This window comes from Thalassobacillus pellis, from assembly GCF_016908295.1.
Classification (GTDB): Bacteria; Bacillota; Bacilli; order Bacillales; family Halobacillaceae; genus Thalassobacillus; species Thalassobacillus pellis.
The window spans coordinates 82,276-96,437 of sequence record NZ_JAFBDO010000009.1 but is presented as its reverse complement, the minus strand read 5'-3'; the positions used below and the strand labels follow the sequence as shown (position 1 = coordinate 96,437).

General features: G+C 41.5%; 13 protein-coding genes. All 13 read right to left on the bottom strand.

Features of this window, described 5'->3' with window-relative positions; all coding sequences use genetic code 11:
* Positions 1 to 7: 7 nt before the first annotated feature.
* Positions 8 to 1,381 (bottom strand): replication initiation and membrane attachment family protein, encoded by a 1,374-nt coding sequence (locus JOC33_RS19315; protein ID WP_205094299.1) that lies wholly within the window; start codon positions 1,379 to 1,381, stop codon positions 8 to 10.
* A gap of 73 nt (positions 1,382 to 1,454) precedes the next feature.
* The gene (nrdR, locus tag JOC33_RS19310) at positions 1,455 to 1,913 is read right to left on the bottom strand and encodes a transcriptional regulator NrdR (protein ID WP_205094297.1); all 459 of its coding nucleotides are present in this window, start codon (positions 1,911 to 1,913) and stop codon (positions 1,455 to 1,457) included.
* Between the two features lie 31 nt (positions 1,914 to 1,944).
* Positions 1,945 to 2,343: a cytosolic protein gene (locus tag JOC33_RS19305; protein ID WP_205094295.1), complete on the bottom strand. Its 399-nt coding sequence runs from the start codon at positions 2,341 to 2,343 to the stop codon at positions 1,945 to 1,947.
* Between the two features lie 260 nt (positions 2,344 to 2,603).
* Positions 2,604 to 2,981 carry an adenosylmethionine decarboxylase gene (gene speD / locus JOC33_RS19300; RefSeq protein ID WP_205094293.1) on the bottom strand — a complete coding sequence of 126 codons (378 nt, stop codon included), beginning with the start codon at positions 2,979 to 2,981 and terminating at the stop codon, positions 2,604 to 2,606.
* Positions 2,982 to 3,232: 251 nt separating this feature from the next.
* Positions 3,233 to 4,267: a glyceraldehyde-3-phosphate dehydrogenase gene (locus tag JOC33_RS19295; RefSeq protein WP_205094291.1), complete on the bottom strand. Its 1,035-nt coding sequence runs from the start codon at positions 4,265 to 4,267 to the stop codon at positions 3,233 to 3,235.
* Between the two features lie 189 nt (positions 4,268 to 4,456).
* Positions 4,457 to 5,056 (bottom strand): dephospho-CoA kinase, encoded by a 600-nt coding sequence (gene coaE / locus JOC33_RS19290; RefSeq protein ID WP_205094289.1) that lies wholly within the window; start codon positions 5,054 to 5,056, stop codon positions 4,457 to 4,459.
* 11 nt (positions 5,057 to 5,067) lie between these two features.
* A complete protein-coding gene (gene ytaF, locus JOC33_RS19285; protein WP_205094287.1) occupies positions 5,068 to 5,685 on the bottom strand; it encodes a sporulation membrane protein YtaF in 618 nt (205 codons plus the stop codon).
* 63 nt (positions 5,686 to 5,748) lie between these two features.
* Positions 5,749 to 6,573 (bottom strand): DNA-formamidopyrimidine glycosylase, encoded by an 825-nt coding sequence (gene mutM, locus JOC33_RS19280; RefSeq protein WP_205094286.1) that lies wholly within the window; start codon positions 6,571 to 6,573, stop codon positions 5,749 to 5,751.
* Positions 6,574 to 6,593: 20 nt separating this feature from the next.
* Positions 6,594 to 9,230 (bottom strand): DNA polymerase I, encoded by a 2,637-nt coding sequence (polA, locus tag JOC33_RS19275; protein ID WP_205094284.1) that lies wholly within the window; start codon positions 9,228 to 9,230, stop codon positions 6,594 to 6,596.
* A 320-nt stretch (positions 9,231 to 9,550) separates the two neighbouring features.
* A complete protein-coding gene (gene pnpS, locus JOC33_RS19270; protein WP_205094282.1) occupies positions 9,551 to 11,284 on the bottom strand; it encodes a two-component system histidine kinase PnpS in 1,734 nt (577 codons plus the stop codon).
* Positions 11,285 to 11,980 (bottom strand): response regulator transcription factor, encoded by a 696-nt coding sequence (locus tag JOC33_RS19265; RefSeq protein ID WP_205094281.1) that lies wholly within the window; start codon positions 11,978 to 11,980, stop codon positions 11,285 to 11,287. It lies immediately after the preceding gene.
* Positions 11,981 to 12,650: 670 nt separating this feature from the next.
* Positions 12,651 to 13,127 (bottom strand): MaoC/PaaZ C-terminal domain-containing protein, encoded by a 477-nt coding sequence (locus tag JOC33_RS19260; RefSeq protein ID WP_205094279.1) that lies wholly within the window; start codon positions 13,125 to 13,127, stop codon positions 12,651 to 12,653.
* 88 nt (positions 13,128 to 13,215) lie between these two features.
* Positions 13,216 to 14,154, bottom strand: coding sequence for a malate dehydrogenase (gene mdh / locus JOC33_RS19255; RefSeq protein WP_205094277.1), 939 nt, complete (start codon positions 14,152 to 14,154; stop codon positions 13,216 to 13,218).
* Positions 14,155 to 14,162 lie beyond the last annotated feature (8 nt).

Below are 14,162 nucleotides of genomic sequence, written 5' to 3'. Positions count from 1 at the left end.
CTTATCATTAATTTCCTTCATTCGTGATCCGCTTAATCCTTGCAGCAATTTCATCCTTAGTGCGATTAGCCTTACTCTCTGGTGCAGTTTCCTTGCTTTGGTCATTCATTTGATGATCCTTGAACCAATCTGGAATAATTTCTTTAGATACGCTCCTGGATCGATGTTTATTCCCTTTTCCCCACTGCTGATACTTCTGATGTTCAGCTTTTGCCATCGTCATTGCCTGCCTGACTGTGGTAACATTTTTCCTTGCCCAATGACTGGCGATTTTTCCTAAGTATGCTTTTGAAAGCTTCATATCTGTTTTCAGCAGTACATAATGAACAAGTACATTCATTACACCAGGGTTAAGTCCCTGCTCAGTCATAACATCACGTATTAGCTTTAGATCCTGGACAGAAGCTTCATTTCCACCGGCTACATCCTCGAGAAGCTCTCTTGGGGAGATGCGTTCAAGCATAGAGATGAATTGTTCTTCCTTAGAAGCGTGTGGATCAACCTGGTCATCTCTGTATACTTTGTCCCTTTTTTCCAGTACCTTCAAGGAAGAAACATTTCCTTTGTTAGGAGACATATCATGACACGCTTCTTTCAATTCTTCGATCATAAGCTGGTTTTCTTCATTAAGAGCCCATCCAATAGCTTTTTCAAGTTCCTGCGAGGATAAATCATACAAGGACGCCAGCTGTAGCATGACACGTTTGTTTTTTCCAGTGAGAATTTTTTCAGCTGGATACATCTTTTCCTGAAGGGACTGTTTAATCCAGGCAAAGTCTATCCTGTCATCCTCGAGCTTCGGTCCGACCGGATCTCTCAACCTCACAATATTCGATGCTTCTTCTTTCTTATTCTGGGTAAAAGCGGGTCCGGATATTTGGTAGCCATGAAATATTTCATCAAAGGACGCAGTCACATTTTCAGCAGTATCGACAGGGAACTTATCCTGGGTGAAGCTGCTCTTAAGCTTTGCGTATTTATCGTTACCCAGCTCATGATACAAAAGCAAGGAAAGCATATCGTCATTAAAAAATAATTCCGGTGAAAAAGGGGGCTGCAATTCATATATATAAATGGTACTTGTATCTGATTTTGATGAATAGGTCTGCATCAAACCGATAGCTTCCAATTTCCTGCGTGATTCATAGACTTGATCTAAAGGCAAAGTCATATATGTCATAAGTGTATGGTGTGTTTGTATCTCCTGATTCGTTGACAGATCGTATTCGCCAAGCAATGTACGATATAGTGCTACAGGATTATTACCGATGATCGGCTGATACAGATGAGATAAAGCAAGCTCGTAATCACGTGGTACCGGTCCGTTCAATTGGACGTAATACCCGTCCACCGGCAGCAGTTTGCCTATTGATTGACTCATTCCTTTCACCCCGTTTCCTCGTCATTTCTATGTAAAAAAAGAGTCCGGGAGCTGGATGGATGGTCACCGGAACTCAATCTTCTCGTTTAATCAAATCTTTCAATTCATCTAAAAACACATTTATATCTTTGAATTGGCGGTATACAGAAGCAAACCGAACGTAAGCTACTTCATCAACTTCTGACAACCGATCCATCACCATCTCGCCTATATCTTCACTTTCCACTTCGGAAGTTCCTCTGTTACGAAGTTCCTTTTCTACTTCTAAAGCAATTGTTTCAATTTCTTCCAAGGCTACAGGCCGTTTTTCACAAGCCTTAATTAAACCGCGCATTAATTTTTCACGGCTGAACTCTTCTCGTGTTCCTTCTTTTTTCACTACAATCAAAGGGACTTCCTCGAGACGTTCAAATGTGGTAAAACGGAAGCCGCACTTCTCGCATTCTCTGCGCCTGCGAATAGCTCTTCCTTCTTCAATCGGCCTTGAATCCAGCACTTTTGTATTTTTATATTGACAATTTGGACATCTCAATTTCGATCATCTCCAACACTTTTGTGCGTATCTATTCATGAAGCTTCTCGGCCATGGATGTTTCGATGTATGGCAGATTTTTTCTCAGCTCCCCGTTCAACTTAACTACCAAGTTCCTGCTGAACCCGAAATCAATGGGCGCAGCAGATTCGGTAGTTACAGAAAAGTCAACAGCAGTCCTGAAAGGTTTTACCATGATTATACTTGCCACAATAAAAGCCTTTCTTCTGTTTTTATAGTTTACGCTAATTTCACCGTGCTCTTCGGATACAGAGATGATCTTGTACTCATGTCCCTGAAACATATCCTCAACTGCCCGGAATGCCTTGTCCTTTGTTGTTTTGAAATAATGTGTACGTAGTGCTTCGTCAATATGCTTTTCACGTGTTTCTGAATGACTTGTTAAATACTTAGAAAATAGTTTTTTCATCCTAAACTTCCCTTCTTCCCTCTATACCGTACGTCTAGTCATAATTTATTTTAACATGTTTTTACTTGAATCATAAATGTTCGTTAAAAAAAATGTAAATTTGCGACGAAATATGGAATGCAATAGGGTTTACAGCAGCAATGTAATCCGTTCACTCAGACAGGATGGCTGTTTTATTACATTTAATGTTACAGTAAGAAATCTTTAGCAAAAAAGCCACGCAGAACTATTTCCGCGTGGCCTCATTTACCTTATTCAAATTAAAGAGCTTTTGACTGATTCATTTCCACAGGACCCATTCCCCGTGGTACTTCTACACTTTCGTTGGTTTTCGCTTCTAATGCTTCCGCTATATAATCAGCAGCAACATTCGGATCAATCCGGTCGCCGCAAGTATAAACATCAATACTCGCATAGCCATGCTCTGGAAAACTGTGAATGGTCAAATGAGATTCAGATATAATAACTACTCCGCTTACGCCGTGTGGTGCAAATTTATGAAATGCCACTTCGCGGACTTCGGCTCCTGCTCTCAATGCAGCATCCACAAACACTTTTTCAATATATCCGATATCATTCAATTTAGCCATATTGCAGTTCCATAATTCTGCAATGACATGTCTTCCCATTGTATCCATAATCAGATATCCCCCTTTTACGGTTAAAGATCGACTTCCAAATGCTAAGGAAATAACTACCACGGGGGAAAGTTAGTCCAAAGAGGTCCTAACCCTTTGAGTAGCCATCTTATTGCAAGAATTCAGAAGTTCAAAAAAAGTATATATGGTTTCCCCAAATTTTGCAAGGTAATTATTCACTTTAAGTTTAGGACAATGCTTATTACCTATTTTTTCATTATAAACCATAAAAGGGGATGATTTCCAATAGATCAGGATACTTTAGCCTCTTCCTTTTCATACAGTTTACTGCCGACATGCTTTGCCAAATCTACGACACGGCAGGAATAACCCCACTCGTTGTCATACCAGGCGAGCACCTTCACTTTCCTATCTCCCATTACCATTGTCGAAAGCCCATCGATAATAGAAGAGTACTCGGAAGTTGTATAATCAATGGACACTAGCGGCTCCTCACTGTAATGTAGGATTCCATTCAACCCTCGTTCTGACAGGGAACGGAAAGTCTCATTGATAATTTCTGCCGTTACATCCTGCTTCAAATCCACAACAAGGTCAACAAGGGAGACGTTCGGTGTTGGAACTCGCAGCGCCATCCCGTGAAGTTTCCCGTTCAAATGAGGAATTACTTCACCAAGAGCCTTAGCTGCTCCTGTTGAAGTTGGAATAATAGACTGCGTGCACCCACGGGCACGGCGAAGATCCTTATGTGGATTATCCAGGTTCTTCTGATCATTAGTGAAAGCATGGACAGTCGTCATCAGACCATTTTCAATGCCAAATTCATCATCCAGCACTTTTACAACTGGAGCAAGACAGTTTGTTGTACAGGAAGCATTTGAGATGACATCATGTTCTTCTGGGTTATATGTGTTCTCATTTACTCCCATTACAATAGTAGCGTCCACTTGCTTACCGGGAGCAGTTATGATCACTTTCTTCGCGCCTGCCTTAATATGAAGGCCGGCATCCTCTTTGGTTTTGAACTTACCTGTCGCTTCTATGACAATATCGATACCCAACTCCTGCCACGGCAGTTCAACCGGATTCCGCTTGGAGCAGACCGTCACTGCTTTACCATCAATCTCCAAGCCATCAGCAACCGCTTTCACTTCGGCGTCAAAACGACCATGGACACTGTCATATTTTATCATATGGGCGAGGGTTTCAGGAGGATAACTGGCATTGATGGCTGCCACTTCTATCGTGTCATCCAATATTGCTTTCCGAAAGACCATTCGCCCGATTCTCCCAAGCCCATTTATGGCAATACGTGTTTTTTTCATAAGGTTGAACCTCCTATATATGATATACTTTAATTGCGAATTATCACGATTAGTATAACACATTAAACACACTTTTTGTGTATCTTTCTTGTTAAAATAACAAAAAACCACGCAAATGGGCTGCGTGGTCTGTAAATGGTATGTTTTTTTCAAAAATAGAACACATAACGAGCGTTGTACCCAAGCAAATCACAGTACTTCCCACTTTCGAAGAACCTTCTCCAGCTGCTGATAGGAATCCTGTCTGCTTCCATTATTATCAATTACTTCGTCTGCCATTTCAGCTTTTTTCTTCACAGGCATTTGCGCGCTGATCCTTGACAAGGCTTCTTCCCTTGTAGAGTTGTCCCGTTCCATCAGCCTGTTCAACTGTACATCTTCATCCACATATACCACTAATGTTTTGTCTGCGAAGTGCGCTAAACCACTTTCAAATAACAGCGGGATATCCAAAACAACCGCGCGGGCATTTTTTTCCTTTAATTGATCCCGACGGAAAAGCATTCGCTCCCGGACCGCAGGGTGGACGATCTGATTGAGTTTTTTTCTTTTTTCCTCATCTTTGAAAACGATATCGCCTAATTTTTTACGGTCTATCAATTTGTCCTCTCTTAGAATATCCTCTCCAAACTCTGCAACAATCTGGTCATACGCTTTTTCTCCGGGAACCACAACTTCACGGGCAATTTTGTCTGCATCAATAACGGGTATGTCATATTCATTAAATTTTAAGGAAATCGTGCTTTTTCCACTGGCAATACTCCCAGTCAATCCGATGACAATTGTCACAGAATTCCCCCTTATACTATTTTAATCAATCCGATTAACAGCAATATCACTCCGGGCAATACCCCTGCCTTATCAAACCAACCACTTTGGCCGAGACGATCCCCCAGCTTCCATCCACTGTATAAAAGGAAGCTGGTCATAAAGCCGATGGACAGCGCGGTCACGATGGATGGCAGACCCATGAATGCCGCACTTATCCCCGCACCAATCGTATCAAAGGATAAGGCAAGTGCCAGCATGACCGCTTCTACGCCTTTAATTGAGCCAGATTTATCCAAGTCGGCGCGCACAGGATCTTTCAGGATATCAGACGGGGTCGACCATGACGGGCGACGCGATCCTTCTTCCATGTTTAAACGTACAGGGCGTAAGGACTGCCACAAAAACCAGACGCCAAGCAAAATTAGTATCATAGCGCCAATAATCTCTGCAGTATTTTCATCAATAAATGTCCCCACTATCCTCCCTGCCATTAAGGCGATATAGAAAATTGTCGAAGACAGGCAGGCAATCAGTAATAATGGCATTCCGCTTAATCGTATTTTTTTTAACCCATAAACGATTCCGAGTCCAAGGCTGTCCATGCTTACCGCTATTACAAGTAAAAATAAAGTGATGAAAGTTCCCATCCTACGATCTCCCTCTATCACTATCAGTATGAGATAGTATATGGAAACACTTCCGTATTCGTGCTATGACTGGCAGCTTCGGCAAAAATGGGTGCCTCGGTTGCCCACCCGTGTTTTTTCAATAACAGAACCACAATTCCTGCATGGCTCATTTTCTTTTCCATAAACAAACAGGCGCTGTTGGAACATACCCATTTGCCCCTGGCTGTTGAGATAACTCCGAATCGTTGTTCCTCCTTGGGCAACCGCTTCATCCAGCGTTTCAATTGCTGCTTGCCTTATGCTTGCAGCCTCATCGAGTGTTAGGTTGTTCGCTTGCCGCTCTGGGTGGATTCCCGCCCGAAACAAGGTTTCATCAACGTATATATTACCAAGTCCGGCTACTATATGTTGATCAAGCAAGGCAGTTTTGACAGAACGGCTTGTACGTTGCAATCTCTCATAAAGGTATACATTCGTAAAAGCTTCATCGAAGGGATCTGGTCCAAGCTTTATTAAGGGTTTTTCTACCCTTTCCTGTCCCTTTGGAAAAAGATGCATAGTACCAAATTTTCGGACATCATTATAGCGAAGTTCTGTTCCGTCATTAAAGCGGAAGATGATGTGAGTATGTTTTTTCACAGGTTCACCTGCAGGATATACGCCATACTTTCCTTCCATTCGGAGATGAGATACCATGCTGATTTCATCAAAATGAATAATGAGGAACTTTCCTTTTCTGTCAATTTCGCGGATAGTCTGACCCAGCAGCATATCGGTAAAAGCTTCTTTTTCAACGGGCAGTTTTACTATGTTCTCCCATAGGACGGTCACTTGTTCGATTTGTTTCCCCAGAACAAGTTGTCTCAGCGTTTGTCTGACTGTTTCTACTTCAGGAAGTTCTGGCATTTTTCTATTTCCTTTCTAATTTACTTGGCATCATACCAGGTAGGCCCGTAGGAATAATCGACCTTCAGCGGCACCTTAAGTTCAATTGTATTTTCCATGACATCCGCAACGACGGTTTTTAGTCGCTCAACTTCCGTTTCTGGTGCCTCCAGAATCAACTCATCGTGTACCTGGAGCAGGAGGTTAGCCGACAAACCTTCTTCTTTCAGGCGCGTATGGAGATCAATCATCGCTTTTTTGATGATGTCTGCGGCACTCCCTTGAATTGGTGTATTCATAGCTGTGCGTTCAGCAGCATTCCTCCGGTTAAAATTGCGGCTGTTGATTTCAGGTAAAAACCGTTTCCGGTTCATAAAAGTTGTAACAAATCCTTGCTGTTTCGCTTCGCTTACCGTTTCTTCCATATAATCTCTGACACCTGGATAGCTTTCCAGATAGCGATCGATAAACTTCTTCGCTTCTTTTCTTGTAATTCCAAGACTTTGAGATAATCCAAAATCACTAATACCATAAACTATTCCGAAGTTAACCGCTTTTGCCTGACGGCGCATATTTGCAGTCACTTCATCCCCTGATACAGAAAAAACTTCCATAGCTGTTTGGGTGTGAATATCCCTTCCATCATTAAAGGCGTCAATCAGCTTTTCATCTTCGGCAATATGAGCGAGAACACGAAGCTCAATTTGGGAATAATCGCTCGCGAAAATAACCCATCCTTCCTGTGAGGGAATGAATGCCTGCCTGATTTTACGTCCTTCTTCCAGACGTATCGGTATGTTCTGCAAATTCGGGTCTGTGGAGCTCAATCTTCCGGTCTGTGTCAAAGCCTGATTGAACCTCGTATGAATCTTTTTTGTATCTTTGTCCACCACTTTCAAAAGACCTTCAATGTAGGTGGACTGCAGCTTTCCTAATTGACGGTAAATCAATAGCTTAGGAATGATTTCATGATGGTCACGGAGCTGCTCCAATACATCAGCAGAAGTTGAGTAGCCAGTCTTTGTTTTTTTGATGACAGGCAGCTGCAGTTTTTCAAATAGGATCGGCCCTAATTGCTTCGGGGAGTTTAAATTAAAAGTTTCCCCCGCCAGCTCATATACCTGTTGTTCTATTTCCTTCAATCTCGTTTGCAACTCATCTCCCATTGCCTCCAGACGACCTACATCCACCTGTACTCCAAGATGTTCCATTTCCCCTAATATCAGCGCCAATGGCATTTCTAAATCTTTATATAAGTCAAATTGATTATTGGTATAAAGCTGATCCTCTGCTTTCGGTTTAAGTTTAAATAAAAGATCTGCTTTTCTTGCCAGATGTTCCGCCAATATTTCTTCAGAAGGGACCTGCAATTTAGCACCCCGGCCATAAACTTCTTCGTCATACTTCACTTGCGTTTCACCCATTCGATGGCAGATGGATGGAATATCGTGATTATTTTCGGAAGGGTTGATCAGATAGGAAGCAAGCAGCAGATCAAACTCGATCCCTTTCATATAAATTCCGTAGCGCAACAACGCAACAACCGTCTTCTTAGCATCAAAAACCCATTTCTTTTTATCCTGATCTTCGGCCCAGTTTTTAAAGATTTCTGATTTTGCCGCATTTTCCATGGTAATAAAATATTTATTATTCTCATTGGATATGGCAATACCTTCGATGTCTGCCTGATGATAATTATCATGAAGCATTTCCACTATGACACTTTCTTCACCCGTGAGTTCCGCTTTATCGAACTCATCAATCACCTGCACATCAATTTCAGGCAAGGTGACGCCTTCCTCGTCGTCTATTTCGGAACCGGAAACACGGCCTAATAAGGACTGAAAACCTAAATCTTTGAAGATGTTTGTCACGGTCTGGCTTGTATAACCATCGTAGGAAATTCCGTCAACACCGACCTCAATCGGTGAATTGCGCATAATGGTCACAAGCTCTTTGCTCATAAACGCATTCTCTTTATGGTTTTCAAGCTTTTCCACCAGCTTTTTACCACTTACTTTATCCAAATTGTCGTATAGGTTCTCCAAGGTGTCGAATTCTTTGAGAAGCTTCACGGCAGTCTTCTCGCCCACCCCGGGAACACCAGGTATATTGTCCGATTTATCTCCCATCAAGGCTTTCAAGTCAATTACCTGATCAGGCCGTATATTCATTTTTTCAAGAAGAAATTCCGGGTCATATCTTTCTACATTTGTAATCCCTTTTCTGGTAAGAGTGACATTCGTATGGTCTGAGACCAATTGTAAAAGATCCTTATCTCCCGAAATGATATTGACTTCAAGTCCTTGTTCTTCTGCAGATTTACTCAATGTCCCAATAATGTCATCTGCTTCATATTGTTCAAGCTGGTAATGGGGGATGCTAAACGCATCCAGCAGCTCTTTTAATACTGGAAATTGTTCGGAGAGTTCAGATGGTGTCTTTTCCCTTCCGCCTTTGTAATCTTCATATGTCTTATGCCGGAAAGTCGTTTTTCCTGCATCAAAAGCAACGAGAATATGTGATGGCTGGTCTTCTTCCAATATTTTCAGCAATATAGTGGTAAAGCCATAGACTGCGTTGGTGTAAATGCCTTTGTCATTATTAAGTAAAGGCAAAGCGAAAAATGCCCGATATGCGATGCTGTTTCCGTCAATCAATACTACTTTTTTCGACATGGTCCCACTCCTTAAATTTATGTATGGAAAATGTTTATGGATTATAAATGCCATTATAGATTCATCAATGAAAAAAGCCTTTCTTCTTCATTCTACCACTTTTATGATAGAGAAGAAAAAAGGCACAATCTTCTATGATATTTTCTTAACTATTCCTCAAGTCAAGGCTAATATAATTAGAGGTAAGTTCACTCTGAGCTAACAGAAAAGGGGACGGAAGCTGGGGAGGCCTCCGTCCATAGTATGAAACACCTTGGATGAAAGGGTTCACTTTTATCATACCAACGGATTATGAACATTCAGTAAACAAGATGTAAAGTTCAGGTTAATTCCTTTTTCAGGATAACATGGAAAATTGTTCCTTCCCCGACATTACTTTCAACTTCAATTGTTCCGGAATGTGCTTCTATAATGTGTTTGACGATAGCCAGCCCAAGTCCAGTTCCCCCGGTATTACGGCTGCGTGCTTTATCGACACGATAGAATCGTTCAAATATACGTGGAATATCCTCCTCTGGTATACCGTAGCCTGTATCGGCAATGGAAACCCTGATATCTTCTTCTCCCTCTGTTACTTTGACATCCACATTCCCATTAGAAGGTGTGTAATTAACAGCATTAGTCAGTAGATTCATAAATACCTGCTTCAGTCTGCCCGCATCTCCATCTATCATTACCGGGCCAACCGTTTCCATATCAACAGTGATCTCTTTTTCTGCTGCATTTTGTCTGATGATCGGCATGAGCTCTTGTAATAGATGACTGATGTCGATAGCGCTGACAGTCAGCTGAAAGTCCGTCTTTTCGATTTTAGAAAGCTCCAGTAAATCTTTTATCAGCGACTGAAGACGGCCGCTTTCCTTAAGAATGATCGTCAGGAACTGCTCCAAAAGCTCCTGATCTTTCATCGCACCGTCCAGTAACGTTTCTGAAAAACCACGAATAGATGTAATAGGTGTCTTTAATTCATGAGAAACATTAGCGACAAAATCTTTTCTCGTCTGTTCCAGGCGTTTTAATTCAGTGATATCGTGAAATACAAGGACAATACCTTTCCACTTCATTGACTCATTAAATATCGGAGCACCTGTTACTTCCATATGTTTCCTCTGGATTTTAACAGGAAATACAAACGTATCTCTTACTGTTTCCTCCAGCATAAAAATATCTTTCACTGTTTCATGGACCGATTTATATGGAATAGCCTCATAGTAAAGAGCGCCGATATAATCTTTCGAATTCCCTCCAAAGCTGTCTAAAAAAGCTCGATTGACCAGATGGATATAACCTTTCTCATCAATCAGGAGTAATCCGCTTCCCATATTGTTGATCACTGCCTCGAGACGATTTTCCTGCATGCCTTGTTCAGTAGTGATTTGCTGCAGGTTTCTCGCTAGCACATTGATAGATTGATTCAGTTTTCCGGCTTCTCCAAAATATCCATCGTAGGTTCTGGCGCGGTAATTTCCCTTTGCCAGCTCAGAGGCCACATTCGCAGCGGACCGGATAGGTTTAACATACTTTTCCATGACATTATAAACCACTAGAAATATAAGTATCAGGCCAAGAGCAAAGGTCAATCCTATTAGTAACCAGATATGTCTGGTGACATTCTCCAGTGTTTTGACCGGGGAGATCATTATCATCGTTCCACTTTCAACTGGTACAGGATAATAGAACGTTTCGTTGATCAACCTACCGTCGCTTTTGTTCGCGTATAATGCTTGTGCATTTTCAAATGTATTCTCATACTCCTGGTCTGAAAACGAATCAAGAGTTCGAATGGTATTGGTATCTGCCTCGCCACCTTCATCAAATACAACTACTGCTGTATCCACTTTTTCAGTGAATTCTTTTAATTGTATATTCATATCTGAACTATTCTCGGAATTGTTAATGATAGCGACGAAAAACTCACTTTCATTTTTGATCCTGTCCTCAAAGACATTGATGAAATAACCCCGTGTAAGTTGGGCTAATATAAGCCCCAGCACAATCATTACAAGTATAATGATGGCGGTATATGTCATCAGGGGTCGTGAGTAAGCTTTCATTTATTTCGGCTCCTCCATTTTATAACCAAGTCCGCGAATTGTCTTGATATATACAGGTTTCTTCGTATCAGGCTCAATTTTTTCCCTTAAATGGCTGACGTGAACGTCGACAATCCTAGTATCGCCGACAAAGTCATAGTTCCATACGGCACTTAACAATTGATCTCTTGCCAGCACGCGTCCTTTGTTTTGAGCCAAGTAGAGAAGGAGTTCAAATTCTTTTGGGGTGAACACGAGTGGTTCTCCTTTAATTGTTGCTTCATAACGTTCAGGATAAATGACCAAATCCGCAATTTTTATATCGTTATGGTCAGATTCTTTGGCTTCTCTGTTAGACCTGCGCAGAATCGCTTTTATTCTGGCAACTACTTCTCTAGGGCTGAATGGTTTTGTCAGATAGTCATCTGCACCTAATTCAAGCCCCAGTACGCGATCAAACTCTTCATCTTTAGCTGTCAGCATCAAAATAGGCGTGTCCATCTTTTTGGCACGCAATTGTTTACAAACCTCCATGCCATCCAACTCAGGAAGCATTATATCTAGCACAATAAGATCATAATCTGTTTCTCCCGCTTTTTGTAAAGCTGAGCTACCTGTATAGGCCATATCAGTCAGATATCCTGCCTGTTCAATATTGTATTTCAGCAGTGTTACGATTGATTCTTCATCATCTACAATTAATATTTTCTGTGCCAACTTCATCACCTCACAACAAATCTATCTTCATCATACAATGAAGTTCATTTGCTTAACAAACTTCTCCTCAAAAATTTACATAACTCTTACAAAACTTTAACCAAAAACACTCGAGGATCTACTCATCCTCATAAGCTTAAAGCGAGTATTTTCTGTAGATCTTTTTGTCACAAGGAGAACACAGGGATTAGTATCAGAAACTGTATGCTATTCATTGCAAAGGTTATCTTGCATTTTTATTGGGCTAAAAGAAAACGGAGCAAAGCATAAATTAACCCGAACGATTCATTAAAATCAGTTCGGATTTATGTGTATAAAAGTAATTTTTTTCAATCGCTTCGTCCAAACACTTCGCTTTCCGCGGGTAAGGCTTGGCCTAACAGTATCCCTCATGATCTGTGGTCATATACGGGCAGGCATTAAAATTACTATCTTCATACAAATACACGTGATGAAAAAGAAAAAAATCAGGCAGTCGAGGATTTTTTCGACTGCCTGAGAGAGGTTTCATGGGCAGGGCCCGAGACCCTCAGAAAGCCAAAACGTCTTTCTTTTCGGGAGCGTGCTGTTACCTTAGGAGTCTTCAGGTCATTGACTACGCTCTATACCATCCTGCTGAAACCTTCTATTTCATTATTTTGATCGCTTTTAGCAGATTTCCCCAGTCTCATCAATAGAAATTCTCTAATGATTGAGCAGTCATCGATTCCGGTTCATATGGGGGTGATACCACAATGATGCCCGTGATGATTTCCTTTTCATCATTATCCTTTGCAACGATATTAATGGTTGCTTCATGGTTGGCTGCATCTATCTTTGTCACTTCAGCCCTGATACTAACTTCCGAATAATGGTATAGCGGCTCGGGAAAATTCAGCTCCTGGCGAAGAATATGGCTGCCCGGCCCTGGAAGTTGCATGGAAACAAGTGAAGAAACCATCCCTACCAACATAACTGCAGGGACCAGCGGCCTTTTATAAGGTGTCTGTGAGGCATAGTCATGCTGAAGATAAAGTGGGTTCGCATCATCAGAAAGTCCTAAATACATTAAAAGGTCGCGATCTTCGATTTTTCTTGTGATAGAATGATGATCTCCAACCTTCAATTCTTGAATTTTCTTTCCCAGCTTTCTTTTTTTATTAATCATCGCAGTCACCTCGTCGTTTTGTAAGCGTTTTCTTTTAATGTTTGAAAAAGGATTCGGGACGGCCCCGAATCCTATAATCGTTCTACTCTTATTGTAATATATTTAATACATTTTTAACAGAGTCAGCTGATTTGTCCAGTTGTGATTTTTCCTCTTCTGTCAGATCAAGTTCAATTATTTCCTCTATGCCATTTCCGCCGAGGATAGTTGGAACACCAAGGTAGATACCTTCATACCCATACTCTCCCTCAAGATAAGCAATCGCAGGAATCACACGCCGCTGATCTTTTAAGACAGCTTCAGCCATTTGAACCAGGGAAGCGGCTGGTGCATAATATGCACTTCCGTTACCTAGCAGATTAACGATTTCACCGCCGCCTTTTCGCGTCCGCTGTACGATGGCATCCAATCGTTCCTTGGAAATTAGTTTTTCCAATGGAATACCACCGGCAAAGGAATATCGGATTAGCGGAACCATATCATCCCCGTGCCCACCTAATACGAAACCAGTAATGTCTTTCACAGATAGATTTAATTCCTGTGCGACAAAAGTACAGAAGCGAGCGGTATCAAGGATACCAGACTGGCCAATGACGCGGTTTTTCGGAAGACCAGATTCTTTGAAGACAGTATAAGTCATTGCATCGACCGGGTTTGTCAGTACAATGATATAACAATCCGGTGAATACTTAACAATTTCTTTTGTTACACTCTTCATAATCTTCGCGTTTGTGTTAACCAGATCATCACGGCTCATTCCAGGTTTTCGGGCAATACCAGCTGTAATTATGACCAAATCCGAATCTTTCGTATCTTCGTAATTAGCTGTACCTGTAATGTTTGCATCAAACCCTTGGACCGGTCCTGCTTCGAGCATGTCGAGAGCCTTACCTTTAGTAGGACCTTCCATATCCGGAATATCGACTAAAACTACATCGCCAAGCTCTTTTTGTGCCGCCATTAAAGCAGTTGTAGCTCCAGTGAAGCCACCGCCGATTACAGAAATCTTGCTTCTTTTAATAGGCATGAGAAATC

Bases quoted from the DNA above. Each gene is read 5' to 3' on its own strand.
- speD (WP_205094293.1), bottom strand. From the start codon at position 2,981: ATGGATACAATGGGAAGACATGTCATTGCAGAATTATGGAACTGCAAT.
- polA (WP_205094284.1), bottom strand. From the start codon at position 9,230: ATGTCGAAAAAAGTAGTATTGATTGACGGAAACAGCATCGCATATCGG.
- JOC33_RS19305 (WP_205094295.1), bottom strand. From the start codon at position 2,343: ATGAAAAAACTATTTTCTAAGTATTTAACAAGTCATTCAGAAACACGT.
- mdh (WP_205094277.1), bottom strand. From the start codon at position 14,154: ATGCCTATTAAAAGAAGCAAGATTTCTGTAATCGGCGGTGGCTTCACT.
- JOC33_RS19295 (WP_205094291.1), bottom strand. From the start codon at position 4,267: ATGAAAAAAACACGTATTGCCATAAATGGGCTTGGGAGAATCGGGCGA.
- ytaF (WP_205094287.1), bottom strand. From the start codon at position 5,685: ATGGGAACTTTCATCACTTTATTTTTACTTGTAATAGCGGTAAGCATG.
- JOC33_RS19260 (WP_205094279.1), bottom strand. From the start codon at position 13,127: ATGATTAATAAAAAAAGAAAGCTGGGAAAGAAAATTCAAGAATTGAAG.
- pnpS (WP_205094282.1), bottom strand. From the start codon at position 11,284: ATGAAAGCTTACTCACGACCCCTGATGACATATACCGCCATCATTATA.
- mutM (WP_205094286.1), bottom strand. From the start codon at position 6,573: ATGCCAGAACTTCCTGAAGTAGAAACAGTCAGACAAACGCTGAGACAA.
- JOC33_RS19315 (WP_205094299.1), bottom strand. From the start codon at position 1,381: ATGAGTCAATCAATAGGCAAACTGCTGCCGGTGGACGGGTATTACGTC.